This is a genomic window from Haloferax namakaokahaiae, from assembly GCF_042663225.1.
In the GTDB taxonomy this organism is placed as follows: domain Archaea; phylum Halobacteriota; class Halobacteria; order Halobacteriales; family Haloferacaceae; genus Haloferax; species Haloferax namakaokahaiae.
Window position 1 is genome coordinate 436665 of sequence record NZ_JBHTAA010000005.1, and the last position, 23821, is coordinate 460485.

At 63.4% G+C, this 23821-nt stretch carries 22 protein-coding genes; 10 read left to right on the forward strand and 12 right to left on the reverse strand.

Annotated features, from left to right (window positions below; translation table 11 throughout):
* Positions 1–48 precede the first annotated feature (48 nt).
* Positions 49–1458 (reverse strand): small ribosomal subunit Rsm22 family protein, encoded by a 1410-nt coding sequence (locus ACFQJC_RS09745; RefSeq protein WP_390223137.1) that lies wholly within the window; start codon positions 1456–1458, stop codon positions 49–51.
* 36 nt (positions 1459–1494) lie between these two features.
* Positions 1495–2283 (reverse strand): prephenate dehydrogenase, encoded by a 789-nt coding sequence (locus ACFQJC_RS09750; RefSeq protein WP_390225581.1) that lies wholly within the window; start codon positions 2281–2283, stop codon positions 1495–1497.
* A gap of 127 nt (positions 2284–2410) precedes the next feature.
* Between ACFQJC_RS09750 and ACFQJC_RS09755 the strand changes: the two genes are divergently transcribed.
* Positions 2411–3259, forward strand: coding sequence for an SDR family oxidoreductase (locus ACFQJC_RS09755; protein ID WP_390223138.1), 849 nt, complete (start codon positions 2411–2413; stop codon positions 3257–3259).
* A gap of 165 nt (positions 3260–3424) precedes the next feature.
* Positions 3425–3940: a hypothetical protein gene (locus tag ACFQJC_RS09760; RefSeq protein WP_390223139.1), complete on the forward strand. Its 516-nt coding sequence runs from the start codon at positions 3425–3427 to the stop codon at positions 3938–3940.
* Positions 3941–3967: 27 nt separating this feature from the next.
* On the opposite strand, the gene ACFQJC_RS09765 is transcribed toward ACFQJC_RS09760, so the two are convergent.
* Positions 3968–5140: a M24 family metallopeptidase gene (locus tag ACFQJC_RS09765; protein ID WP_390223140.1), complete on the reverse strand. Its 1173-nt coding sequence runs from the start codon at positions 5138–5140 to the stop codon at positions 3968–3970.
* Positions 5141–5251: 111 nt separating this feature from the next.
* Here ACFQJC_RS09765 and aroA point away from each other — a divergent pair, with 111 nt between their 5' ends.
* Both aroA and ACFQJC_RS09775 read left to right on the forward strand, forming a co-directional pair.
* Complete coding sequence (gene aroA, locus ACFQJC_RS09770) at positions 5252–6544, forward strand: 3-phosphoshikimate 1-carboxyvinyltransferase (protein WP_390223141.1); 1293 nt, start codon at positions 5252–5254, stop codon at positions 6542–6544.
* Between the two features lie 42 nt (positions 6545–6586).
* A complete protein-coding gene (locus tag ACFQJC_RS09775; protein ID WP_390223142.1) occupies positions 6587–7831 on the forward strand; it encodes an alkaline phosphatase family protein in 1245 nt (414 codons plus the stop codon).
* Here ACFQJC_RS09775 and ACFQJC_RS09780 read toward each other — a convergent pair.
* Positions 7820–8293, reverse strand: a complete 474-nt coding sequence (locus ACFQJC_RS09780) for a DUF6653 family protein (RefSeq protein WP_390223143.1) — start codon at positions 8291–8293, stop codon at positions 7820–7822. The genes ACFQJC_RS09775 and ACFQJC_RS09780 overlap by 12 nt on opposite strands.
* Before the next feature lie 137 nt (positions 8294–8430).
* Here ACFQJC_RS09780 and aroC point away from each other — a divergent pair, with 137 nt between their 5' ends.
* From aroC to dinB, 5 genes are all read left to right on the forward strand, one after another.
* Positions 8431–9588, forward strand: coding sequence for a chorismate synthase (gene aroC, locus ACFQJC_RS09785; protein WP_390223144.1), 1158 nt, complete (start codon positions 8431–8433; stop codon positions 9586–9588).
* Between the two features lie 199 nt (positions 9589–9787).
* On the forward strand, positions 9788–11683 hold the full coding sequence (locus tag ACFQJC_RS09790) for a 2-oxoacid:acceptor oxidoreductase subunit alpha (protein ID WP_390223145.1): 1896 nt from the start codon (positions 9788–9790) through the stop codon (positions 11681–11683).
* A 2-nt stretch (positions 11684–11685) separates the two neighbouring features.
* On the forward strand, positions 11686–12624 hold the full coding sequence (locus ACFQJC_RS09795) for a thiamine pyrophosphate-dependent enzyme (protein WP_390223146.1): 939 nt from the start codon (positions 11686–11688) through the stop codon (positions 12622–12624).
* A 95-nt stretch (positions 12625–12719) separates the two neighbouring features.
* Positions 12720–13148, forward strand: coding sequence for an HTH-type transcriptional regulator LrpA1 (gene lrpA1, locus ACFQJC_RS09800; protein ID WP_390223147.1), 429 nt, complete (start codon positions 12720–12722; stop codon positions 13146–13148).
* 77 nt (positions 13149–13225) lie between these two features.
* Positions 13226–14551 carry a DNA polymerase IV gene (gene dinB, locus ACFQJC_RS09805; protein ID WP_390223148.1) on the forward strand — a complete coding sequence of 442 codons (1326 nt, stop codon included), beginning with the start codon at positions 13226–13228 and terminating at the stop codon, positions 14549–14551.
* Here the strand turns inward: dinB and ACFQJC_RS09810 are convergent.
* A complete protein-coding gene (locus ACFQJC_RS09810) occupies positions 14524–16380 on the reverse strand; it encodes a hybrid sensor histidine kinase/response regulator (protein WP_390223149.1) in 1857 nt (618 codons plus the stop codon). The two genes, dinB and ACFQJC_RS09810, sit on opposite strands and share 28 nt — an antisense overlap.
* Positions 16381–16466: 86 nt before the next feature.
* Here ACFQJC_RS09810 and ACFQJC_RS09815 point away from each other — a divergent pair, with 86 nt between their 5' ends.
* Positions 16467–18155 carry a helicase HerA domain-containing protein gene (locus ACFQJC_RS09815; protein WP_390223150.1) on the forward strand — a complete coding sequence of 563 codons (1689 nt, stop codon included), beginning with the start codon at positions 16467–16469 and terminating at the stop codon, positions 18153–18155.
* A gap of 35 nt (positions 18156–18190) precedes the next feature.
* On the opposite strand, the gene ACFQJC_RS09820 is transcribed toward ACFQJC_RS09815, so the two are convergent.
* The 7 genes from ACFQJC_RS09820 to hisC form a co-directional block, all read right to left on the reverse strand.
* Positions 18191–18364 carry a glycine zipper domain-containing protein gene (locus tag ACFQJC_RS09820; protein ID WP_390223151.1) on the reverse strand — a complete coding sequence of 58 codons (174 nt, stop codon included), beginning with the start codon at positions 18362–18364 and terminating at the stop codon, positions 18191–18193.
* A gap of 76 nt (positions 18365–18440) precedes the next feature.
* Entirely contained in the window at positions 18441–19085 is a 645-nt protein-coding gene (tpiA, locus tag ACFQJC_RS09825) for a triose-phosphate isomerase (RefSeq protein WP_390223152.1), read from the reverse strand.
* Positions 19086–19189: 104 nt separating this feature from the next.
* Entirely contained in the window at positions 19190–19711 is a 522-nt protein-coding gene (locus ACFQJC_RS09830; protein WP_390223153.1) for a multiprotein bridging factor aMBF1, read from the reverse strand.
* A gap of 70 nt (positions 19712–19781) precedes the next feature.
* Positions 19782–21383, reverse strand: a complete 1602-nt coding sequence (locus tag ACFQJC_RS09835; protein WP_390223154.1) for a methyl-accepting chemotaxis protein — start codon at positions 21381–21383, stop codon at positions 19782–19784.
* A 226-nt stretch (positions 21384–21609) separates the two neighbouring features.
* Positions 21610–22212 (reverse strand): CDP-alcohol phosphatidyltransferase family protein, encoded by a 603-nt coding sequence (locus tag ACFQJC_RS09840; protein ID WP_390223155.1) that lies wholly within the window; start codon positions 22210–22212, stop codon positions 21610–21612.
* On the reverse strand, positions 22209–22718 hold the full coding sequence (locus ACFQJC_RS09845; protein WP_390223156.1) for an adenylate kinase family protein: 510 nt from the start codon (positions 22716–22718) through the stop codon (positions 22209–22211). The genes ACFQJC_RS09840 and ACFQJC_RS09845 overlap by 4 nt, the downstream gene beginning before the upstream one ends.
* The gene (hisC, locus tag ACFQJC_RS09850) at positions 22715–23800 is read right to left on the reverse strand and encodes a histidinol-phosphate transaminase (RefSeq protein ID WP_390223157.1); all 1086 of its coding nucleotides are present in this window, start codon (positions 23798–23800) and stop codon (positions 22715–22717) included. The genes ACFQJC_RS09845 and hisC overlap by 4 nt, the downstream gene beginning before the upstream one ends.
* Positions 23801–23821: the final 21 nt, after the last annotated feature.

A 23821-nucleotide genomic window follows, 5' to 3' on the forward strand; every position in this document is an offset into this window, starting at 1 on the left:
GACTGGGGAGTGTGGGTGCAAAAAGCCACGCGTCGCGGCGGGGGTCCTTCAGGCGGCTCTATCGACGATAGTGTTGTCGTCCACGACGAGGTTGTACGCCTCTTCGTCGTCGTTCCAGAGCGCGAGGACGTTTTCGAACACCAGGATGTCGCCGTAGTCGGCGCGGGCGAGGTCCTCGTTCAACACCGTCTCGCGGGTGAGCACGGCGTAGTGGTCTACTTGCTCGCTCCCGTCGCCGATTTTGAACAGCTGGTTCTTCCCCTCCGAGAGGTCGTGGCTGAGTTTGACCGCCAAGAGGTTGATTCGGTTCGTGACGTGGCGCTCCATCTCGGCCATCTTGGCGAAGCGCTCGGCGCTCGCGCGAACGTCGCGGCGGCGTTTTCCGTCCTTTCTGAGGATGCTGTAGGCGTACTGGACGTCCACGTTGACGAACGTGCCTTCGTCCTCGTCGCTCTCGCGGCCTTCGTCCAGTCGTTTCTGGAACGCCGGGACTTCCAAATCGGGTTTCACGTCGAAGGACCACCCGCGGTCGGAGGGAGCGTAGCCGTCCCAGAGACGGAGTCGCGGCGAATAGACGGAGATGTCGCCGTTGGCAGGCGCGACTTCGCGCTCGACTTCGGCGAGTTCCATGCTCGTGTTTCGGTCGGCGGGCGCGAGCGCGACGAGCGACCCGTCGTCGGCGAGCACGTCGAGGTACTTTCGAACGACTGCGACCGGGTCGTCGAGTTCGCTCAGGACGTTGCCGAAGAGAACGAGGTCGTACGTCTCGTCCTCGTCGGGGTCGTACGCCTCGGCGGTCTCTCTCGTGATTCGCGTTCTGAAGTTCAGGCCCGTCTCGCTCAGCACGTGTTCGAGCACGTCGGCCGATTCGCTCGGTTCGAGCGCGTGGTACTCCACGAGCGCGTCGTCGGGCAGGTAGTCGTGCAGGCCGAGGGCGGGACCGCCGGTTCCCGCGCCCACGTCGAGGACGCGAAGGACGCGCGGTAAGAGGTCGTTTTCGGCGAGGTCGTCGAGGACGTAGCCGATGGCGGCGTAGTAGTCCGGCAGGTGGTAAATCGCGTAGCCGAGCGCGGCGTCCTCGTCGTACTCGACGGGGTTGCCGCGGTAGTAGTCCTCTTTCAGTTGCCGAACCCGAGTCCGGAGTCGGTCGCCCGATTCGCCGACGTGCCAGTTCGCGCCGTAGTTGCGGATGAGCAGGTCTTCGACGGCGAAGGAGTACGCTTCGGGGAAGGCGTCGGGACTCCAGCCAGCGAGTGGTGCGGGGGCGTCTTCGATAGGTACGAACGTCCCGTCTTCTCGCTCGCGGAGGCGCAGGTCGGCGGCTTCCTCGCGGAGCGCCTGTTTCACGATAGCTGGGTGGGGTGCGCCTTCGATGTACTCTGCAATCTCGTCGGGGTCTATCGGGCGAACGTTTCGGAGGTACTTCGCGTTGGCTCGAACAGCGTCTTTGTCTATCATCGGTAAATCGTCGTCAAACTCGTCATCGGGTGGTGCTCAGTGGTCTCGGTCGCTCGCGTGGCCGTCTTCTGGACGGTCGGTCGCCGGTCCACCTGCGGTCTCGGCGACCTGTCGATAGAGGTCGGCGAACCGCTCGGGGTCGGCCTCGGCGATGTCGCGGGCGGCGTCCGCGACCCGGTTCGACCCGTCGCCGAACGTCGCCTGAATGTCGGCGTAGACTCGCGGCGTCCCGGCAGAGACGGTCTCCACGAGGGCGTCGAGGGCGCTGGAGACCGGCGTCGAGAACTCGTCGCGCACGTCCTCTGCCGCGAGACCAAAGGAGAGGACGGCGGCGTGCGCGGCGGCCTGTACGGTCTCCATCGCGTCGTCGTGTTCCTCGACTGTGGTCTCGAAGACGGTGTTCCCGGCGTGGTCGAGCGAGTCGAGCACGTCGGTCGTGAGTGGCCCGGGAGAGTCGGCCACGACGGCGACGTTGCCGGGGGAATTTCGCGCCGCGAACAGCGGGTGCAGACTGAATCGCTCGCGGTCGGGGAGGTGCGTCCGCATCGCATCCAGCGGCGTCGCCATCGACCCGGTCACGTCGCACATGCCGCCGACCGCGCGGTGGGCGTGCATTTCGACCGCTTCGGCGGCGTACCCCATCGGCACCGCGAGACACACGAGGTCGAACTGCTCGTCGCCGTCGAGCGGAACCGAGCGAGCGCCGAGCGCGTCTGCTGCGCGTTCGGCGGCGTCGGAATCGACATCGGTGAACGCGAGGGTACAATCGACTGTCTGGCCGAACCAGCGGCCCATTGCCCCGGCACCGACGACGAGCAGGTCCATCGCTATCGTGTGGACGCGGCCGACCCAAAAGGCAATCGGTGCACTCGTGCACGCGACGAACGACAAACCCGATTGAACGCGCTCGCAGTGCCCAAATCATCAAGTAACTGATTGACAACTCCTATCTATGGTATTCGATGATGTGGATTTCGAAGGCCGGACGGCCTTCATCACCGGAACGAGTCGCGGTATCGGCAAGGCAATCGCGCTGGACCTCGCCGAGCGCGGTGTGAACGTCGTCTCGACGGGGAAGACGGTGGAGGGACACGACGAACTCCCCGGAACGATTGTCGAGACCACCGAGGAGATTCGAGAGATGGGTGGCAACTCCATCTGGTGCCAACTCGACGTGCGCGACGACGAGTCGGTAGAACTCGCAATCGAGGAGACGGTCGAAGCCTTCGGCGGCATCGACTTCGTCGTCAACAACGCTGGCGCGATTCACCTCGCACCGTTCGAGGATACGCCACCGAAGCGATTCGACCTCCTGATGGACGTGAACGCCCGCGGTTCCTACGCGACGACGTACGCTGCACTCCCGCACCTCAAAGAGAGCGACCACGCCCACGTCGTGACGTTCTCACCACCATTGCCAGCGACGCCCGCCCCCGGCAAAGCCGCCTACGCGCTCTCGAAGTACGGCATGACGTTTCTCGCGCAGTCGCTCGCAGAGGAACTCGACAGCGACGAAATCGGTGTGAACGCGCTGTGGCCGGTCGCCGCAATCGAATCTGAGGCGACGCGCCACTTCGGATTGGGGTCGCCGGAGGATTGGCGAACGCCGCAGGTCATGTGCGACGCGCTCACCGAACTCCTCTCGCGCGACCCGGCCGAGTGTACGGGCAACGCCTTCTACGACGAGGATATCCTATCGGAAGCGGGTGTAGACGACCTGTCGCAGTACGCCGTCGTCGAAGGAACTGACCCCGGCCCAACCTCGGCGTGGTTGTTCGATACCACATACGAACGTTCCTAATATCGAAGCTGAGAGTGGGGCCAAGAGACTTATTAGTATTAACGCGAGAACACAGGTAATGAGTTTACGTGTCGTTATCGCGGCTAGACAGGTCCTGTGCACGGCGACGCGCCGGTTTTCAGAATCGGCCCTCCAGTAAACATCTCAGTACTCTACGCTCAATCAATGGACTTCCCCCGGCTTCCGACCCGCGACGCAAACGGTAACAAAGTCGTCCTCCCGGACGACATGGCAGGAGAGCAGAACCTCCTCCTGATTAGCTTCGACCGACGACAGCAGTCGCTCGTCGGGTCGTGGCGTGGGTTCGCAAACGACCTCGCCGAAACCTACGACCACTTCGAGTATTACGAACTGTTGGTTCTCGGCGGACGAAGCGGCATGGTCCCGCCGATGGGAGGCGGCATGACGCCCGGTGCGGCACGCAGTCGCCCCCACGAAAATGCGCTCGTGACGCGCGTCGATAAGACCGCGCTCCAGCGCCGACTCGGTCTCCTCGGCGAGGGAGACATCTACGCGCTCCTCATCGAGGATGGGACCGTCGTCCGGCAAGCCGCGGGCGTCCTCACGCCCAAGACGGCCGACGCGCTCGAAAATCTCCTTTCGACGTGGCGGGAGGCGAACGCCGACTGGACGGACGCGGGGTCCACCACCGACAACAACACGACCGACGTGTTGGACTGATTAGATTTCGTCGCCTCCTTCTGCGCTCTATTCGACGACCAACTGGACCGGATAGTCGTTGAAGTTCTCGAAGCCGTCTTCGGTGACGACGACCATATCCTCGATTCTGACGCCGCCGATTTCCGGGTCGTACAGGCCGGGTTCGATAGTGATGACGTGGCCGGGTTCGAGTTCCTCACCCGACTGGCTCAGCGAAGGCGATTCGTGAACGTCGAGACCGACGCCGTGGCCCGTGCTGTGGATGAAGCCAGTCTCGGCGTTCGGGTCGGCGCGAAGCGTGTTCTCACCCGCTGCTTCGTACACGTCGCACACCGCATCGTGTACGTCGGCACCGGTTGCCCCCGCTTTCGTCGCGTCGAAGGCGGCCTGAAGTGCGCGCTCGGTGAGTTCGAACCACTCACGAATTTTGTCCGAGGGTTCGCCCTTGACGAAGGTCCGGGTCATGTCGCCGTTGTACTTCGTCTCCTTGTCGCGCGGGAAGATGTCGATGATGATGGCCTCGCCGGCTTCGAGCGGGCCGCTTCCGCGGTTGTGCGGGTCCGCGGCGTCGGCACCGCAGGCGACGATAGTCTCGTCGAGAGCGCACCCGTGACGGAGGAGCGTCACTTCGATTTCCTCTTTGACGCGCTCGCTGGTGAGCGGTTCGCCCTCGTAGTAGAGGACGCCGTCTTCGACGTCGGCGGCGCGAAGCAGGTCTTCGGCGGCCTGCATCGACGCCTCGTTCGCGTTCTGTGCGTCGCGGATGTGTTCGAGTTCTTCCGCAGTCTTGACCGCGCGGATGTTCCCGATGACGTTCTCGGTCTGGGCTTCGACCACGATACCCTCGTCTCGGAGGGCGTCGGCCGTCCCGAGCGGGAAATCGCCGGGGACGGCGAGCGAACCCACGTCGTGGTCGGCGAGGAACTCGGCGATTGCTTTCGCCTTTCCGACGACCGGGCCGTGTTCTACGTACTTCTCGCGGTAGTCGTACTCGGAGAGTCGGGACACGGCGTCCGCACGGCTCTCCTTCTTCGCGCGGCCGAACTCCAGCGTGGAGACCAGAAGGTACGTCCCCTCCGGTTTGTAGAGAGTGACGAACGGGTCAGGCGCGTCGAAGCCAGAGAGATACAACTGGTTCGAGTCGTCGCTCGCGGCGTCGATGAGATAGCCGTCGAACTCGTCGCCGAGCGAGTCAGTGAGTGCCGAGAAATCGGGTTCCATAGAGCGGGGTTCGGTGGGTCGGTAGAAAAACGCTCCCGTCGCGGCCGCGCCGTCTCCGAGAACATCGCCGCGGTCGGTACCCTGATAGGCCCACTCGACAACCCCCCGCGTATGCACGCTACTATCTCTCCGTCTCGTGTGAAGGGAACCACACGAGCACCCCCCTCGAAGAGCTACACCCACCGCGCGATTCTCGCCGCGGGATACAGCGACAGTGCAACGGTCAAGAACGCGCTCGTGAGCGCCGACACCAAGGCGACGATGCGCTCGGTCGGTGCCTTCGGCGGAAGCGTCGAACGCGACGGCCAGACCATCGACGTCGAGGGCTTCGACGGCCGACCGGACACCCCGGACAACGTAATCGATTGCGCGAACTCCGGGACGACGATGCGCCTCGTCACCGCCTGTGCCGGACTCGGCGAGGGACTGACTGTCCTCACCGGCGACGACTCGCTCCGGTCGCGTCCACAGGGGCCGCTCCTCGACGCCGTCTCCGACCTCGACGGCCGCGCAGAGAGCACCCGACGAAACGGTCAAGCACCGCTCGTCGTCGGCGACGGGATGCGGGGCGGTACAGTCGAAATTCCCGGAGACGTGTCTTCGCAGTACATCTCCGCGCTCTTGATGGCCGGCGCGGTCACCGACGAGGGCATCGACATCGAACTGACGACGGAACTCAAGTCCGCACCGTACGTCGAAATCACGCTCGAACTGCTCGCCGAGTACGGCGTCGAGGCGACGATGACCGACGATGGATTCTCCGTCGAAGGCGGCCAGTCCTACCACCCCACCGGCGGCGAGTACGACGTTCCGGGTGACTTCTCTTCTATCTCGTACCTGCTCGCCGCGGGTGCCGCCGCGGGCGAAGACGGCGAATCGGTCGTCGTCGAAGGCGCGCGCCCATCGGCACAGGGTGACAGCGCAATCGTCGATATCGTCCGCGACATGGGCGCGGACGTGGCGTGGGACGAAGACGCGGGCGAACTCACCGTCTCCGTCGCCGACCTCTCTGGCACTACGGTGGACGTGGGCGACACCCCGGACCTCCTGCCGACGATTGCCGCACTCGGCGCGATTGCCGATGGCGACACCGTCATCGAGAACTGCGAGCACGTCCGATTCAAAGAGACCGACCGCGTGACGGCGATGGCAGAAGAGCTGTCGAAGATGGACGCCCACGTCACCGAAGAGCGCGACCGACTCACGATTCACGGCGGCCAGACCGACCTCGTCGGTGCCGACGTGGACGGCCGCGGCGACCACCGAATCGTGATGGCGCTCACCATCGCCGGACTCGTCGCCGACGGCGAGACGACGATTGCCGGGAGCGAGCACGTGGACGTGTCGTTCCCGAACTTCTTCGAGTCGATGGCGGCGCTCGGCGCGGACGTTTCGGAGAACTGACTCGACGGTATCTTTTTGCCCGACCCGAACGCCGACGGTGGTATGCAGGTCCCATCGGCGTCGTCGTTGCGCGAGCGCCAACTGGAAGGCGGCTTTCTGTTTCCCGCCTACGACGACTGGTGTTTCTCGCGGATTCCGGGTACTGTGGGGTCGCTTCTCGGTGCAGATGTCGGCCCTGAACTCCCCACCGCCGCGACCGAGGGTTACGACGACGTTGAGCGCGTCGTCGTCTTCCTCGTCGATGGTTTCGGCCTCGCGCAGTGGGACGGCGCGCGCTCCTACACGCCACTGCTCCGGCAGTTCGAACACGACGGCCGGGTGACGCCGCTCACCTCCGTCTACCCGTCTGAGACAGCCGCCGCGATGAACACGTTCCACTCCGGCGTGCTCACGTCGGAACACGGCGTTATCGGCTGGAACGTCTACGAACCGGCTGTGGACGAGCAGTTCGAAGCGCTTCCCTTCCTCCGAAAAGACGGGACGAAACCTGAGGGCATGGCGTACGAAGACATCGCCAATGCGGAGAGCGTTTATCGGGACTTCGATGAGGCGGGCGTCGAAGTGCATCAGGTCACGCCGTTCCCGAACGGAGGGACGGTCCCACACGAATACGACCCAGAAGACCTCTCGACGTTCCCCGACGCGTTCGAAGAGGCGGCCGAGGAATCGTCCGACGCCGACGGACCGACCTACGTCTTCGCCTACCTCCCGCAGACTGATGCAATCGCCCACGGCGAAGGCGTCGATTCCGAGGAGTACCGCAAGACGGTTGAAGAAACGTTCGAGAACATCGAGTGCGCACTCGACTCGCTCGCGGAACACACGACTGGCGAGGATGCGGGCGAGACGCTTGTCTGCCTCACTGCCGACCACGGACTCATCGACACGGGGCACAATATCGACCTCTCAGAACCGCCGTTCGACCTCGTTCCGAAACTAAAGACGCTCACGGAGGGGACGCCGATTCGGTTCTCGGGAAGCCCGCGAAACGTCAATCTGCACCTCCAAGACGAGCACGTCGAAGCGGTGTACGAGACGCTCTCCTCGGAACTCGACGCGAAGGTGTTCCGAAAACGGGAGGTGCTCGGTATGGAACTGTTTGGCCCCGACCCATCGCCGACGTTCGAGCGTCGCGTCGGCGACCTCGTCGTGGTACATCGAGAGTTAGGCGTCTGGTTCGGTGACGAAGAACCGCACGCGCTCGAGTTCGTCGCCATGCACGGCGGCTTGCACCCCGACGAGATGCTCATCCCGTTTGCGACGGCGACGCTCGATTCACTCCGCTGACTCGGGGACTTTCGGTCCCTCACCGGTCACACCCGTCTTCTTCACGATGGCGTCGGTCCACCAGAGTTTGAACACCATCACGCCGAGCGTGCCGAGGGCGGTTCCGACCGGGTCGCGCCGGACGGCCGAGGCGAACGCGTAGATGGTCACCGGGATGTTGATTACGTTGAGGACGTTCGGGTAGTCGAGTCCCATCGTCTTGTTGCCCGCATCGAGCCACTCCGCTTCGGCGAGGACGATTTTGCTCAGCCAGTTGTCGGTGCGCTTCGGGCGCGGGAACAGAACCGGGTTGACGGCGAGGAAGGCGGCCGTCGCCGTGAGCAACTTTGCGTCGCGGCGGTAGATGGCGTACATCAAGATTGGGTAGGCGAGAATTCGCGTTCCGGCACTCCACGGGTTCGCGTGGCGTTCCCAGAACGTCGCTTCGAGTCGGTCGCGGACGCCGAGTGAGAGAATTGACATACAGTACGTAGGTGTGGTCGAGTAATCAGTTCTTTCGCGTGCGCGTGCCAGCGTATCCCCATCCCAACAGTGCACACTCCCGACCAGCATTGCACCTTTCTACAAACACTAAATGCCCGGCCACCCGAGGGCGGGTAATGAACGGGAACGAATTCGGTCGTCTCTTTCGGATGACCACCTACGGCGAGAGCCACGGCGAGGCCATGGGCGTCACCCTCTCGGGCGTCCCGGCGGGCGTGGAACTCTCCGTCGATGAGATACAGCACGAACTCGACCGGCGAAAGCCGGGCCAGTCGATGATTACGACGAGTCGCGGCGAACCCGACGCCGTCGTCGTCAACTCGGGAATTCAGGACGGCTACACGACGGGAACGCCGATTGGAATGGTCGTCCAGAACAAAGACGCGCGCTCGGGGAAGTACGAACCCTACGTGACCGCCCCGCGTCCGTCGCACGGCGACTTCACGTACTCCGCGAAGTTCGGCACGCGCAACTGGGGCGGCGGCGGCCGCTCCTCGGCGCGCGAGACGGTCAACTGGGTCGCCGCCGGCGCGGTTGCGAAGCAGGTGCTCGAACAGAGCGAGTACGACATCCAAGTCAAAGCGCACGTGAACCAAATCGGTGACATCGAAGCCCCGCCCGTCTCGTTCGACGAGATTCTCGAACACAGCGAGGAGAACGACGTTCGCTGTGCGCACCCCGAGACGGCCGAGAAGATGCAAGAAGCCATCGAGCAGTACCAGAAGGAAGGCGACTCCATCGGTGGGTCGATTTACTTCGAAGCGCAGGGCGTCCCGCGCGGACTCGGCGCACCCCGATTCGACTCGTTCTCGGCGCGACTCGGACAGGCGATGATGTCCGTGCCGGCGACGACGGCCTTCGAGTTCGGTCTGGGTCGTGAAGCACGCGAGTGGACCGGCTCCGACCGCAACGAGAACTGGGAGTTCGACGAGGACGGCGACCCGGTGCCCGTCGGCAACAAACACGGTGGGATTCAGGGTGGCATCACCACCGGCCAGCCGATTTTCGGCGAGATGACCCTCCACGCACCCACGTCGATTCCGAAGAAACAGCAGACGGTCGATTGGGAGACGGGCGAGACGAAGGAGATTCAGGTCGTCGGCCGCCACGACCCGGTGTTGCCACCGCGTGGTGTTCCCGTCGTTGAGGCGATGCTTTATGCCACGATTCTCGACTTTATGCTGCTCTCAGGCCGTCTCAACCCCGATAGGCTCGATGGGCAGGTCGGCGAATACGACACTTCGTATCACCCATCTAGTCCCGAAAACGAATGAAATCACTCCAAAACGAGTAAGGCTTATATATTATAATCATTCCTAACTCGTTGATTGTCCACTTTTCTCCGAGGGTAGGTAGAACAAATTAACAATATTAAGTCCTTCATTATCTTTCCTTGTTAATGCATAGCAAAGTCTTTAATCGAACCACCACCAAATTTTCTATTAGTGCCCCAGCGGGGCCGTGAGCTCAATTATGACTGACCACGAACTTATCTGGCGCATCGCAGGAGGTTCCGGGGACGGTATCGCCTCGACCAGCCAGAACTTCGCAAAAGCCCTGATGCGAGCGGGGCTTCATGTTTTCACGCATCGCCACTATCCATCGCGCATCCGTGGTGGCCACACGTACACGGAAGTCCGCGTGAGCGCGGACCCCGTCAAGTCGCGCGGGGACGGATACAACTTCCTCCTCTCGCTCGGTGACTCCTTCGCTCGGAACCCGAGCGAGGGTGCCTACTACGGCAACGAGGAGATTAAGCCGCTCTCGGAGAACCTCGACGAACTCAACGAAGGGGGCGTCATCGTCTACGACTCCGGACTGCTCGACGCATCCGAAATCGAGGACTTCGACGAGCGCGTCGAAGCAAACGACTGGCACGTCTTCGACATCGACCTGCGCACCATCGCACGCGAACACGGCCGCGAGGTCATGCGCAACACCGCCGGTGTCGCAGTCACCTGTGCCATCGCAGACATCGAACCCGACGTCATCAAGAGCCTGATGTCGGATGCGATGCCCGACAAGATTCTCGAACCCAACCTCGAAGTCTTCGACGACGCCTACGAGATGGTCCAAGAAGAGTTCGACGTTGACGCGCCTGACGTGAGCGCCCCGACGGGCGAGCACGACGAAGACCAGGTGCTCATCTCCGGCTCTGATGCGATTGCCTACGGTGCAATCGACGAAGGCTGTCGCTTCATCGCGGGTTACCCGATGACCCCGTGGACGGAAGTCTTCACCATCATGACCCAGAACCTCCCCGAACTCGGTGGTATCTCCGAGCAGGTGGAGGACGAAATCGCCGCCGCTGCGCTCGCAATCGGTGCGTCGCACGCCGGCGCGAAGGCCATGTCCGGTTCGTCCGGCGGTGGCTTCTCGCTGATGTCCGAACCGCTCGGTCTCGCAGAGATCAGCGAGACGCCGCTCGTCCTCGTCGAGGCCATGCGCGCCGGCCCCTCGACGGGTATGCCGACGAAGCCCGAACAGTCCGACCTCGAACACGTGCTGTACACCTCGCAGGGCGACTCGCACCGCGTCGTCTTCGCACCCGGTACGGCCGCCGAGGCGTACCACCAGACGCGCAAGGCGTTCAAGCTCGCCTACGAGTACCAGATTCCGGCTATCGTCCTGTACGACCAGAAGCTCGGTGGCGAACTCACGAACGTCCCGGCTTCGGTCTTCGACGAAGAGCCGAACGCCGACCTCGGTTCCGTCCTGACGGAAGCCGAAATCGCGGACGCACCGCACGACGAGTCCGGCAAGCTCCACCGCTTCCGCCACGACAGCGAAAACGGCGTCTCGCCGCGCTCGCTGCCGGGCCAGAAGGGTGGCCGTTACCTCGCGTCGGGTAACGAGCACATGCCCGCCGGCCACATCTCGGAGTCCCCCGAGAACCGCGTCGCGCAGATGAACCGCCGCATGCAGAAGGTCGATTCCATCCGTGCCGAACTCGACGCAGACGGCGAGTTCAACACGGTCTACGGTCCGGAAGACGCCGAGTACGGTCTCATCACGTTCGGTAGCCAGCAGGGTACCGTCGAAGAGGCCGCCGACGTCCTCAACGACAACGGTCACTCCGTCAAAGTGTTCGGCGTCTCCGAGATGATGCCGTTCCCGAAGGAGGAGTTCGCAGCCTTCCTCGACAGCGTCGATGAGGCGCTCGTCGTCGAGATGACGGCCTCCGCGCAGTTCCGCGGTCTCGCACAGAAGGAACTCGGCCAGTACGGCGACAAGATGTCGAGCCTCCTGAAGTACAACGGTAACCCGTTCGAGCCTGCAGAAATCGTCGAAGGCTTCGAGACGGGTCTCCTCAGCGGCGAGGAGCTTCCTCACAGCCGCACGAAGTTCGTCCCAAAGGTGGGTGAATAATTATGAGTGCATTCAGCGCAATCGGTGAAGAAACGGAGAAAGACCAGAACGAGTTCACGCCCGGACTCGAACCCCAGCCGACGTGGTGTCCTGGCTGTGGTGACTTCGGTGTCCTCAAGGCACTGAAGGGTGCCGCGGCAGAACTCGGTCTCTCGCCCGACGAGATGATGGTCACGACCGGTATCGGCTGTTCCGGCAAGCTCAACAGCTACTTCGACAGCTACGGATTCCACACCATCCACGGCCGTTCGCTGCCTATCGCCCGCGCGGCGAAGCTTGCGAACCCCGGTCTGACTGTAGTCGCCGCCGGCGGTGACGGTGACGGCTACGGTATCGGTGGCAACCACTTCATGCACACCGCTCGTGAGAACCACGACATCACGTACATCGTGTTCAACAACGAGATTTTCGGCCTCACGAAGGGACAGACCTCCCCGACGTCGCCGATGGGCCACAAGTCAAAGACCCAGCCACACGGCTCGGCCAAGCAGCCGCTTCGCCCGCTCTCGATGTCGCTCAACGCAGGCGCGTCGTACGTCGCCCGCACCGCGGCAGTGAACCCGAACCAGGCGAAGGACATCATCGTCGAAGCCATCGAACACGACGGCTTCTCGCACGTTGACTTCCTGACCCAGTGTCCGACCTGGAACAAGGACGCACGCCAGTACGTCCCCTACATCGACATCAACGACTCCGACGACTACGACTTCGACAAGACGAACCGCTCGGAGGCCGCTGAGATGATGTTCCAGACCGAAGACGCACTCCACGAGGGCAAGGTCCTCACGGGTCGCTACTACGTCGATTCCGACCGTCCGTCCTACCAGCAGGAGAAGCGCCGCATCGGCGAGATTCCCGAAGAACCGCTCGCAGAGCGCTACTTCGACGAGGACTACGAGTGGGAGCGCTCCTTCGACTCGTTCCTCTCGAAGCACAAGTAAGCGAATTCTCTCCGGCTTTCGGGCCGGTTTTAACGTAACTGAGAAGCCTTTGCGTTTCCGGAAGATATTTTTCTCTCCTGTGAAAATCCTCGGGTATGGATTCGACCGCTACAGAGGGTCGCATACTTTCGGTCTTGGAGCAAGACGCGAAAGCGTCGTATTCGGAGATTGCAGAGCGGGCGGGCGTCTCGAAGCCAACCGTGCGCAAGTACATCCAAAAGCTCGAAGACGACGGCGTCATCATCGGTTACTCGGCCGATATCGACCCGAAGAAACTCGCCGGCCAGTCGATTGCGATGGTCGGTATCGACGTGGCGAGCGAACGCTACGTGGAGGCGACGCGCGCGCTCAAGCGCCTCGACGACATCGAGTCGCTCTACACCTCCTCGGGCGACCACATGCTCATGGCCGAAGTTCGGGCACCCGACGGCGACGCGCTGGGTGACGTCATCTCCGACGAGATTCTCTCTATCGACGGCGTCACCGCCGCGCACCCGTCGTTCCTGCAAGAACGCCTCAAGTAACCTCGCATCCCCTCTGTCGGTTCACTTTCACCGCACTATCTGAACTTTGAGGTTCCCTCGGGTTCTGCTTCCACACGATGGCCGGAGAGACACTGCCCGGGACGGAGACCGACGACCGTTCCGACAGTATCGTCCTCCACGTCGATATGGACTGTTTCTACGCCGCCTGCGAGCGACTGCGCGAACCCGACCTCGCGGGCGAACCGCTCGTCGTCGGCATGGGCTACGAACCCGGCGAGGGCCACGGTGCGGTCGCCACCGCGAGTTACGAAGCCCGCGCGTTCGGCGTCGAGAGCGCCCAACCCATCTCGCAGGCGCTCGACCGCCTCCCCCGACTCGAAGATATCGGTCCCGACGACGACCCCGAGAAGGCTGGCTACTATCGCCCCGTCGATATCGAGTTCTACAAAGAAGTCGCCGCCGAAGTAAAGGAAATTCTCCACGACTGCGCCGATGTCGTCCGAGAAGTGAGCATCGACGAGGCGTACCTCGACGTGACCGACCGAACCGCGTGGGACCTCGTGCCGGCGGGCGACCGAACCCTCGCCGAAGGGTACGCCCGCTACGTCAAACAGCGTATCGAGCGCGAGGTCGGCGTCACCGCCTCCATCGGCGTCGCACCCAACATGTCCACCGCGAAGGTCGCCTCCGACTTCGACAAACCGGACGGACTGACAGTCGTTCGCCCCGGCGAAGTCCGCGACTTCCTCGCGCCGATTTCGGTTCACGACGTCCACGGCGTCGGCCCGGTGACGGCGCGCGAACTCGGCGAACTCGGCATCGAAACCGCCGGTGACCTCGCCGACGCGGACGCGAAGACACTCGAATCGCGGTTCGGGTCGCGCGGGCGCGAACTCCACGAACGAGCGAAGGGCATCGACGACCGAGCGGTGACGCCGACCGGCCGCCCCAAGAGTCTCTCGCGGGAGTCCGCGTTTACCGAACCGACGACCGAGATGGCCGACAAGCAGGAGGTCGTTCGCGCGCTCGCCCGCGACGTGGCCGACAGAGCGCGCTCACGCGGGGCGATGTACCGAACTATCGGTATCAAGGTCATCGTCCCGCCGTTCGAGGGGAACACTCGCGCTCGGTCGCTCCCGGGTCCAGTTGACGAACCGGACCTCGTGGAGTCGGTCGCACTCGACCTGCTCGACGAGTTCGAAGACGACCGCGTCAGAAAACTCGGCGTTCGCGTGTCGAACCTCTCGTTCGCCGAGATGGACCAGTCCAGCCTCGATAGCTGGAACTCGAAGACGGACTCGGAGAATTCGGTATCAAACTCGGGGGGTTCCGACGAGCCAGCCGACGAGCGTTCGAACTCGGACGAACCGATGTCCGACGACGATACGGCCGCATCAGCCCCAAAACGCCGCGGTCAGTCGTCGTTGGTCGAGTTCGACTGAGTCGAAGGCGCGGGACCGAGTTCGTTGCCGGTCACGACTTCGACTCGTGCCCCGCCGGTGTCGGCCTCGCAGATTCGAGTCTCCCAGCCGTGGGCGTCGGCGATGTCGGCGACGATGGCGAGTCCGTATCCAGTGCCCGTCTCGTCGGTCGTATAGCCGCGCTCGAACACCTGTTCTCGGTCCGATTCGGGGATACCAGGACCGTCGTCGGTGACGACGAATCCAACGTCGTCCGCGAGTCGGCGAACCGTCACCGCCGTCTCGTTGGCTTCCGAGTCGCCCGCCGAACCGTGTGCGACCGCGTTACGAAACAGGTTCTCTAAGAGTCGGATGAGACGCGCCTCGTCGCAGTGGATGGTCCCCAGCGGTTCGGGCGTCTCGAGTGTCGCACTCGCGGAGTCGGTCGCCTGCCACGCCTCTTCGACCGCATCGACGAGTCGAACCGGCGTTCGGTCGAGTACGTCCGGACCGTCTCGCGCCATCGAGAGCACGTCATCGACTATCTCTTCCATCCGGTCAAGTGAGTCTGCTATCGTCTCGAATCGCTCGTGGTCGCTCTCGCTCCGAACGAGTTCGAGGTTGCCACGAGCGACGTTGAGCGGGTTTCGAAGGTCGTGCGAGACGATGCTTGCGAACTCGTTGAGGCGTTCGTTCTGCCGAATAATCTCTTGTTTTCGGCGCTTGCGCTCGGTGATATCACGGGCGATGCCGATGATTCCCATCACCTCGCCGTCGTCGTCGATCCACGGAACCTTCGAAGTGAGGTTCCATCGGTCTTGACTCGAAATGTACTCTTCTTTGTCGAGGATTGCCTCGCCGGTTTCGAGGACGTACAGGTCGTCAGCGTACGCTCTCTCCCGATGCGACTCGCCCGAGGGTGCGGTGAGTTCGGGGTCGGTCTTTCCGACGAACGAGTCGGGGTCTTCGACCACTGCCGAACTCACGCGCACGTGTCTCGCCCGTTCGTCTTTGGCGAAGAGGTGGACGGGGATGTTCTCGAACAGCGAGTCGAGCAGCGACTCTTTCTCCCGGAGTTCGTCCACCTGACGACGTGGTTCGGTCACGTCGAAGACGTAACCTTCGACCGCGACGATTTCGCCATCGACCGCGACACCCAGACCCTGGTCGCGGACCCACCGCTCTTCGCCGCTTCGCGTGATTATCTGGTACGTTCTGTCGTAGCGCTCGCCACTCTCTGCGGCGGCGAGTATCTCTTTCCAGCCACCACCGCGATGGTCCGGGTGGACGATATCCCGCGCCCACGAGACCTCTCCCGAGACGATTTCGTCGCGGCCGTAGCCGGTGAGTTCGCGGCACCCTTCGGAGACGTACTCGACGGGCCAGCCGCGTTCGACGCGCGAACGATAGGCGATTCCGGGGAGTGCTTTGACGAGCGTCGAAAACCGTCGGTTCGATTCGTCGCGCTGGGCGACCGCACGGTGCTCTCTGACCGCGCGTTCGATTCGGTTAGCGAGCAAGAGCCACTGGTCGTCGCCGGGGTTCTTCTGTACGTAATCCGAGACGCCGGCCGATATCGCGTCGCTCGCAACTTCTTCTGATCCGTGGCCTGTAAAGAGGATAAAGGGGACGTCACTCCGCTCTCGAACCGCTTCGAGCAGTTCGACGCCGTTCATCTCCGGCATCTGGAAGTCCGAGACGATACAGTCGATAGCTTCGGTCTCCAATCGCGCGACGGCCTCGGACCCATCTCGACAGGTCTCGACGCGCGCGTCGTCGAAGTGGCGTTCGAGATGGACGGCAACGAGTTCCGCGAACGCCTCGTCGTCGTCCACGTGGAGAACCGCAATCGCTTCGCCCCCGGCAGTCATGTTCCGAACTAACCCGGTGGTGTGATAAAGATTCACTCCCCGCAGAGGGCAGGAACTATGCCCCCCGAGACTGAGAGGAAAACCGGATGACGGATTCGGACACGGAAACGATCTCGGTTGCCGAGATTAGCGACGGCCCAGGGGGAGAGGGAACGGACGAACCGGGAACGACGGTCAATTTGCCCGTCGTCGATATCCTCACCGGGCGGGGATTCGTCACGGGAAAATCCGGGTCCGGGAAGTCGAACACGGCGTCGGTCATCATCGAGAAACTGCTCTCGTCGAACTTTCCGGTGCTCATCGTCGATACGGACGGCGAGTACTACGGACTCAAACAGGAGTTCGAACTCCTCCACGCGGGCGCGGACGACGAGTGCGACATTCAGGTCAGCCCCGAACACGCCGAACGCCTCGCCACGCTCGCGCTCGAACAGAACGTCCCCATCATCCTCGACGTCTCCGGCTACCTCGACGATGCCGCCGCCGACGAGTTGGTGACGGAAGTCGCCAAACACCTCTTCGCCAAGGAGAAGAAACTCAAGAAACCGTTTTTGATGCTCATCGAAGAGTGCCACGAGTACATCCCCGAGAAGGGCGGGATGGACGAAGCGGGGAAGATGCTCATCAAAATCGGCAAGCGCGGACGCAAACACGGATTGGGCGTCGTCGGTATCTCACAGCGCCCGGCCGACGTGAAAAAGGACTTCATCACCCAGTGCGATTGGCTCGTCTGGCACCGCCTGACGTGGCGAAACGACACCAAAGTCGTCGGCCGTATCTTGGGGTCGGAGTACGCTGACGCCATCGAAGATATGGGCAACGGCGAGGGATTCCTCGTCACCGACTGGTCCGAGTCGATTCGCCGCGTCCAGTTCCACAAGAAGCAGACGTTCGACGCGGGGGCGACGCCCGGACTCGACGACTTCGAGCGCCCGGACCTGAAATCTATCGACGGCAACCTCGTCTCCGACCTTCGGGGTATCTCGGACGAAAAGAAGCGCCGCGAGAGCGAAATCGCCGACTTACGCCAGCAACTCGAAGAGCGCGAGGCGACGATTCGCCAGCTCAAGTCCGACCTCGAAGAGGCACAGGACCTCTCGCGGATGGCCGACCAGTTCGCCCAGGCGATGTTCCGCAAGGCCGAAGCGCCCTATCGCGGCGGTGCGGGTCGAAACCTCAATCGCCCCGAGGAGAAACAGGCCGCGCTCGCGGAGTACAACGGCAGTGCGGACGAAGAAGCGACGGCCGAGGCGGAACCGGGCGACGCCGACGTCGCCGACGCGTACGCCGAACGCGAGTCTCGCCCACCGCTCGAACCGCCAGCGGGTCCGGCGTGGCCGACACACGGTCTCGTTCCCGAAGACGAGAGCGACGAGTGGGACGACGCGTTCGACATGGGGGATTTCGAACCCGCGGACCTCCAACCCGCGCCGGGGGCGAAATCCCGCCGCGACGTGGTGGACCGAATGACCGCCGTCGTCGGCGTCCTCAGCGAGGTACACCTCGGAATGCTCGCTCACTACCGCGAAGTCGGGGTATCGGACCCGCTGAGCGCACACGTCGCGGCCGGTGAAACCGCCTCCCAGTCGCTCGCGTACAGTCACAACCGACCGCTCCGCAAAGCAGGCTTCATCCGGCACGCTGGTCGTGGCCTCTACGAGTACGCGCTGCCGGCGCTCGTCCGCGAGGAGTACGCCGACTTGCTCGACGAAGACGAACTCCGCGATACGGTCGAAGCCATCGAACAGTCCTTTCTCGACGAATCCGACGAGTAAGGCTCCTTAGAGACGAGTTCCCTGCTTCTCCCCACTCACTGGTTCGATAACGCAGTGCCCATCGCAACCCCAACCGCAACGCCGAGTGCGACACCCATCGCAATATTGTCGAGCGCGACACCGAGTGCGACGCCGACGCCGATGCCGAGTGCGATACCGACTCCCATCTGTTCTTTGCCTCCCTCGTCGGATTCCTGCCCGTCGCTCATTGCATCTGTACCCGACACAGATTGAGAAGATGAATCTACTGACGAGCGGAGCGTCGGAAAAGTTGAGACGGTTCGCTTACAGGCCCGAGACGAGGTCTTCGAGCGCGGCGCGCGGGTCGTCGGCCTTGGCGACACCGGAGGCGAGGAGGATACCGGTCGCCCCGAGGTCACCGGCGGCGACGACGTCGTCACCAGTGGAGACGCCCGCGCCGCAGTACACGTCAACGTCTTCGTCAACGGCGGCGGCCGCGGAGACGGCGTCGCTGACGATATCGGGGTCGGCAGTGGACACGGACACGTCGCCGCCGATGAGTTCCGGCGGTTCGACGGCGACCGAGTCGGGACCGAGTGCGGCGGCCGCCCCGGTCTGTGCCGGGTTGTTCGCACAGACGCAGGTCTCCAGTCCGGCGCGCTCTGCGGCCCGCACCGAGCCGTCGATATCGGCGAGCTTCAGGCGGTTCTCCGAGTGGTTGATGAGCGTCCCGACCGCGCCCGCTTCGGCGACGGCTTCGGCGAGCGTGCTCCCAGTGTGGCTCCCGTAGCCGTTAGGGTCCACGTGCTGGGCCCACGTCTCGACGCCAGTGTCGGCGACGCGGCTGATATCGGCGGCTTGCGGGGAGACGGCGATGCGGACGCCGGAGTCCTCGCTCACCTCGCGCGCGGCTTCTGCTACTTCGATTGGGTCGCACGGATAGGCCTTGAGGTTGACCAGGATGAACACACATTTGTCTGGGACCTGCGGCGACTAATAAATTGGTCTTCGGGGCTGTCGTTGCCACTCTGAGGGGTTTAGCCAAGAATAATGATGAAAGACGAGCGGTTCGGTCAGTCCTTGCGTTTGACCACGTCGCCGAGGGTGGTCTTTCGACTCCCGCCGCTCGACCACTCGGAGTCGTCGTCGCTCGCGCCCTCGACGAGCGAGATATCGAGTTTGCGTTCGAGCTTCTTTCGGACGGTGTCCGGCGGCAGGATGTCGCCGCGTTCGATTTTGCGAATGAGGCTCGCCTTCTCGTTGAGCGACTTCGCCAAGTCCTCTTGGCTCAGGTTTCGAGACTCGCGGGCCTGTCGGATTCGGCTGTCGTAGTCCGTCGCAATCTCTTCCATGTCGTCGAACATGTCGCGGCGACGCCGCTTGGACGACGAGGAAGAAGACGAGCTCGACGCGCGAGACGTCTTGGAACTGGACGAGGAGGTGGAGTACTTTGTGCTCGCGCTGGACGAGCTGGACTCTGTGCGCACCTCCGTGCCGAATTTGGCGCAATCATCACACAGTTGCAGTTCTGCGCCTTCGACTTTCACCTTCTTCAGAGAGGGTTTGTCGGAGCCGCACATCTCGCACTGAGGCATACCCTCACGTACCGCGCCGCCGCGTATAAAAGGCACGCCGTCGGCGAGTGAATCGAGTGACGGACGCGTATCAGTGAATCGAGACGAACGGCGGTCGGTCGCGGAGTTGTATCGTGTGGGTCCGACCATCTGTGGTGCCCGGCCCGGCGACGAGTTCGAGCTTCGACCCGCGCCCGTCGTCGAACGTCCGAATCACTTGGTCGGCCGCACCCGCGTAGAACGCGCCGAACTGGTCGTTGACGACCGATTCGTCGATGACGTTGAGCACGGTGTCGTCGTCTCGGAACGTGCCGTCGTCGTTCGCGTACCGCGCCTCCCGGGCCGCCGATTCGCCCATCACCTCGATTTCGCCCGCGATGTTGCCGACGATGAGCAGCGGCGCGTCCCGCCGTTCGACCGTCTTCTCGTTGGCCGCCGAGAGCGACTCGCGTTCGATATCGAAGACGTTCCGACTCGACGGCCACGTGCCGAAGGCGTCCAGCACGAACAGTCGATTCGAGCGGAGGACGCCGTCGAGCGTCTCGTCGTAGGCACCGAGTGCGGTCGATAGCAAGTCGCGGTCCAACCCCGGCGGCGGCGTGAGCGAAACGGCACGCCCCGATGCGAGCGCTGCCGCACAGAGTTGGGCGATAAATTTCGCCCCGCCGCTGTCGCCGTCGTGTTTGAGGACTGCGCGCCCCCCGACGAGTAAGCCGCCAGAGCATCGCTCGTCGAGGCCGGGAACGCCGGTCGGAATCGCATCCCCCGCTGCAAGCCGGGTGGTTCGGGCCGCCGAGGCCGAATCGAGCGCGTCGCTAATCTCACCGAGCATCGTCGTCTGCTCGCCGCGGGCGTTCCGAATCGTCGTCACCTCTCGTTCTATCTCGTCGGCGCTCTCGGCGACTCGCTCGACGCGGTGGGCGACCGCTTCCGAGGTGGCCGCCTGTTGGTCGGTCGCCTTCGACACCGAACGCGTCCCCTCGGCCGTCGCTTCGATAGCGTCGGTGACGGCTTCGAAACGCTCCATCGTCTCTTCGACCTGTCCCGTCCCGCGGTCGATTTCCTCGACTGCCTGTTCGAGCAGTTCGACCGTCTGGTCCGTCTCGCCGCGAACCTCCGAGAGCACCGTGTCTATCTCGTCGGCTTGGTCCTGTGCCGCCTCGGCGAGACTCTTCACCTCGTCGGCGACGACGGCGAAGCCATCGCCTTCTTTCCCCGCTCGCGCCGCCTCGATGGAGGCGTTGAGCGCGAGCAGATTCGTCTGACTGGCAATCGCGTCGATACCTTCGAGCGAGTCGGTGATTCGCTCGACTTGCGCTTGGAGCGACTCTACTTCGTCGGCGACGGCGTTGCCGACGGCGCGCACGTCTTGCATCACCGCTCTGGCCTCCTGAGCCGACGACCACCCCGCCTCGGCTTCTTCGGCCGCTCGCTCGGACTTCTCGTTGACTTCCGTCGATGTCGCGGCTATCTCCTCGATAGTCGCCGAAAGCTCCGAGACGTCCTCGACGACGACAGTCGCGTCCGACGCTTGCGTCTCCGTCCGACGCGATATCTCGCCGAGTTGGTCGTCCACGGTCGAAGAAATCGTTCGAACCACGTCGAGTGCGCCCTGTGCGTTCGCAACCATCTGGTCGTCGATTTCCGCCTCCGGTTCCTCACGCGTGCCCAATACGTCGGCGTCGGTTACCATCGAACGCCGCCCCATTCTGAAGTTGACATTGTCGTTATTTTCTCTCCAATTGTTGAATTGTTAATGGACTTTAGCCACCAACAACATTCGATTGTCTTTGACAATCAGTGACGGACTAAAATATATAAAGTTGCGTTCGGTGGCAACATCTCGGCTGTTCGGACTCGGATTACAGAATCAGTGACGAAACGAGTCGAAGGCGCGTCAGGAGAAAACTCAGTTTTTCTTACGTCAGGTCACTCCACGCACCCCAGAACCGCTGGAGCGCGGTGAAGTGGCCGATGATGGCGAAGAAGACCAGTAACCACCCGACGAGCGTGAACGCGCCAATCGCGGCCGGGTAGACTGCGGAGGCAGCACCGACGAGACCAATCAGTGCCAATCGGTCGGCGCGACCAACGAGACCACCGTAGGCGCGTCCGAGACCGACCGCCTGAATCTGCGTCCCGAGATAGGAAGTCATGAGGACGCCCGTGACGGCGGCGAGACCGAGGACGAACGACCCGCTGGCGGCCGAGAGACCGACGAGGATGACGATGTCGGCGTAGCGGTCGAGGACGTGGTCGAGTAGGTCGCCCGCTTTCGAGGAGACGCCCTGTTCGCGGGCGAGCGCGCCATCGACGAGGTCCAACCAGCCGTTGATGAACACGAAAACCGCGCCGAGTGCGTACCACATCGGCTCTGCCAGCGCGAACGCACCACCGGCGGCGACGGCGAACCCGAAGGCGATGACGCTCACGCCGTTCGGCGAGAGACCGACGGAGTCGGCGGCGCTCACGAACGGAACGAGGAGTCTGTCGGCGGTATCGCGGTATTGGTCTAACGTCATAGGTACTCGATGAAGTCCACCGTGCCGGCGCTCGGCTCGCGCTCGCCCTCGACGATGGCGACGAGTTCGGCGGCCACGTCGTCGGGGTCGCGGTCGGTCGTGTCCACTTCGTACACCGACTCCTCGCCGTGGAACTCGACGGCCTCGCCGAGAATCACGTCGAGGGCTTCGGACTCGCGGTTCTCTCTGGCTTTCGCCTCGGGTTCGCCCCGCTCGATGAGTCGCTCTTCGAGCAGGTCGGGTCGGCACCGGAGGACGACCACGCGGTCGGCCTCGAAGTGGTGGGCGAGGTGACTCTCTACGATGCCGTCCCAGTCGCCGAGGTGGTCGCGGACGCCGTCGATATCGACCACGAGGGTGTCGCGTTCCTCGTCGCGTTCGGTCCACAGACTCTCGTCTTTCACGAGTTGGTTGAGGTGAATAACGTCCGAATCGAGTCGGTCGGCGGCGCGCGCCGTCGCCGTCGTCTTCCCGGTTCCGGGGGTTCCGGTCACGACGACTCTCACGCCGTCGGCACCTCCGAGACGATTCGGTTCAGGACTTCGACGGCGCGTTTCGTCTGCTCCTCGGTGCCGCAGGAGACGCGGACGCAACCGGGAAGCCCGAAACTCGTGCAGTCGCGGATGATGACGCCCTCGCGCTGGGCGGCCTCCGAGACGGCGGTTCCGTCGCCGACCTCCGCGAGGACGAAGTTGCCGGCGCTCTCCCACGTCGGCACGTCGAGTTCGGCACGGAGGTAGTCGCGTGCCCATTTCGCCGATTCGACCGATTTCTCGACGTGGTCAGGGTCTGCGAGTGCGGCGAGCGCGGCGCGACAGGCGATTTCGCTCGCGGCGAACGGCGTGTTCACGCGGGCGTAGGCGTCGGCCCACGACTCGGGCACACAGGAGTAGCCAATGCGGAGACCGGCGAGTCCGTACGCCTTCGAGAACGTTCGGAGGACGGCGATGTTGTCGTAGTCAGAGAGGAGTTCGATAGCCGAGGGTTCGTCGGCGTACTCGGCGTAGGCCTCGTCCACGATGATGAGCGTGTGGTCATCGACGGACTCGGCGAGTTCCTCGATTTCCTCGGTCGGGAAGAGCGCGCCCGTGGGGTTGTGCGGGGTCGTCAAGTAGACCATGCGCTCGCCGTCGTAGGTATCGAGGACGAGGTCGGCGGTCTGCTCGAAGTCGGCCGCCTTCGAGACTTCGTACTGGTTGGCGTCGCCGTGGTGGTAGCGGGCGCTCATCGAGTAGTAGGAAAAGCCCGGGTGCGGTTCGAGAATCTCGTCGCCGGGTTCGAGCATCGCGCGCGTCAGATAGTCGATAGAGCCGTCGGCGCCGGGCGAGACCCACACCTGTTCGGATTCGAGGTCCCACTTCGCGGCGAGTTCCTCGGTGAGGTCGGTGTGCGAAGTCTTCGGGTAGACGCTCACCGTCGGCGCGGCGTCTTCGATGGCTTCGACGGCCTTCGGACTCGCCCCGTGTGGGTTCTCGTTGGACGAGAGTTTCGTCAGGTCGTCGGGGTCGAGTCCGAGGTCGCGGGCGACCTCCTCTGTGCCCCGGCCGGGCACGTACGGTGCGTGGGCGGAGAGGTCCCGTGGTTGCATGGTCGAAGGATGCGGGTCGCG

What these genes read in the sequence shown, in the direction of transcription:
- ACFQJC_RS09745 (WP_390223137.1), bottom strand. Translation starts at nt 1,458, where the DNA reads ATGATAGACAAAGACGCTGTTCGAGCCAACGCGAAGTACCTCCGAAAC.
- ACFQJC_RS09750 (WP_390225581.1), bottom strand. Translation starts at nt 2,283, where the DNA reads ATGGACCTGCTCGTCGTCGGTGCCGGGGCAATGGGCCGCTGGTTCGGC.
- ACFQJC_RS09755 (WP_390223138.1), top strand. Translation starts at nt 2,411, where the DNA reads ATGGTATTCGATGATGTGGATTTCGAAGGCCGGACGGCCTTCATCACC.
- ACFQJC_RS09760 (WP_390223139.1), top strand. Translation starts at nt 3,425, where the DNA reads ATGGACTTCCCCCGGCTTCCGACCCGCGACGCAAACGGTAACAAAGTC.
- ACFQJC_RS09765 (WP_390223140.1), bottom strand. Translation starts at nt 5,140, where the DNA reads ATGGAACCCGATTTCTCGGCACTCACTGACTCGCTCGGCGACGAGTTC.
- aroA (WP_390223141.1), top strand. Translation starts at nt 5,252, where the DNA reads ATGCACGCTACTATCTCTCCGTCTCGTGTGAAGGGAACCACACGAGCA.
- ACFQJC_RS09775 (WP_390223142.1), top strand. Translation starts at nt 6,587, where the DNA reads ATGCAGGTCCCATCGGCGTCGTCGTTGCGCGAGCGCCAACTGGAAGGC.
- ACFQJC_RS09780 (WP_390223143.1), bottom strand. Translation starts at nt 8,293, where the DNA reads ATGTCAATTCTCTCACTCGGCGTCCGCGACCGACTCGAAGCGACGTTC.
- aroC (WP_390223144.1), top strand. Translation starts at nt 8,431, where the DNA reads ATGAACGGGAACGAATTCGGTCGTCTCTTTCGGATGACCACCTACGGC.
- ACFQJC_RS09790 (WP_390223145.1), top strand. Translation starts at nt 9,788, where the DNA reads ATGACTGACCACGAACTTATCTGGCGCATCGCAGGAGGTTCCGGGGAC.
- ACFQJC_RS09795 (WP_390223146.1), top strand. Translation starts at nt 11,686, where the DNA reads ATGAGTGCATTCAGCGCAATCGGTGAAGAAACGGAGAAAGACCAGAAC.
- lrpA1 (WP_390223147.1), top strand. Translation starts at nt 12,720, where the DNA reads ATGGATTCGACCGCTACAGAGGGTCGCATACTTTCGGTCTTGGAGCAA.
- dinB (WP_390223148.1), top strand. Translation starts at nt 13,226, where the DNA reads ATGGCCGGAGAGACACTGCCCGGGACGGAGACCGACGACCGTTCCGAC.
- ACFQJC_RS09810 (WP_390223149.1), bottom strand. Translation starts at nt 16,380, where the DNA reads ATGACTGCCGGGGGCGAAGCGATTGCGGTTCTCCACGTGGACGACGAC.
- ACFQJC_RS09815 (WP_390223150.1), top strand. Translation starts at nt 16,467, where the DNA reads ATGACGGATTCGGACACGGAAACGATCTCGGTTGCCGAGATTAGCGAC.
- ACFQJC_RS09820 (WP_390223151.1), bottom strand. Translation starts at nt 18,364, where the DNA reads ATGAGCGACGGGCAGGAATCCGACGAGGGAGGCAAAGAACAGATGGGA.
- ACFQJC_RS09830 (WP_390223153.1), bottom strand. Translation starts at nt 19,711, where the DNA reads ATGCCTCAGTGCGAGATGTGCGGCTCCGACAAACCCTCTCTGAAGAAG.
- ACFQJC_RS09835 (WP_390223154.1), bottom strand. Translation starts at nt 21,383, where the DNA reads ATGGTAACCGACGCCGACGTATTGGGCACGCGTGAGGAACCGGAGGCG.
- ACFQJC_RS09840 (WP_390223155.1), bottom strand. Translation starts at nt 22,212, where the DNA reads ATGACGTTAGACCAATACCGCGATACCGCCGACAGACTCCTCGTTCCG.
- hisC (WP_390223157.1), bottom strand. Translation starts at nt 23,800, where the DNA reads ATGCAACCACGGGACCTCTCCGCCCACGCACCGTACGTGCCCGGCCGG.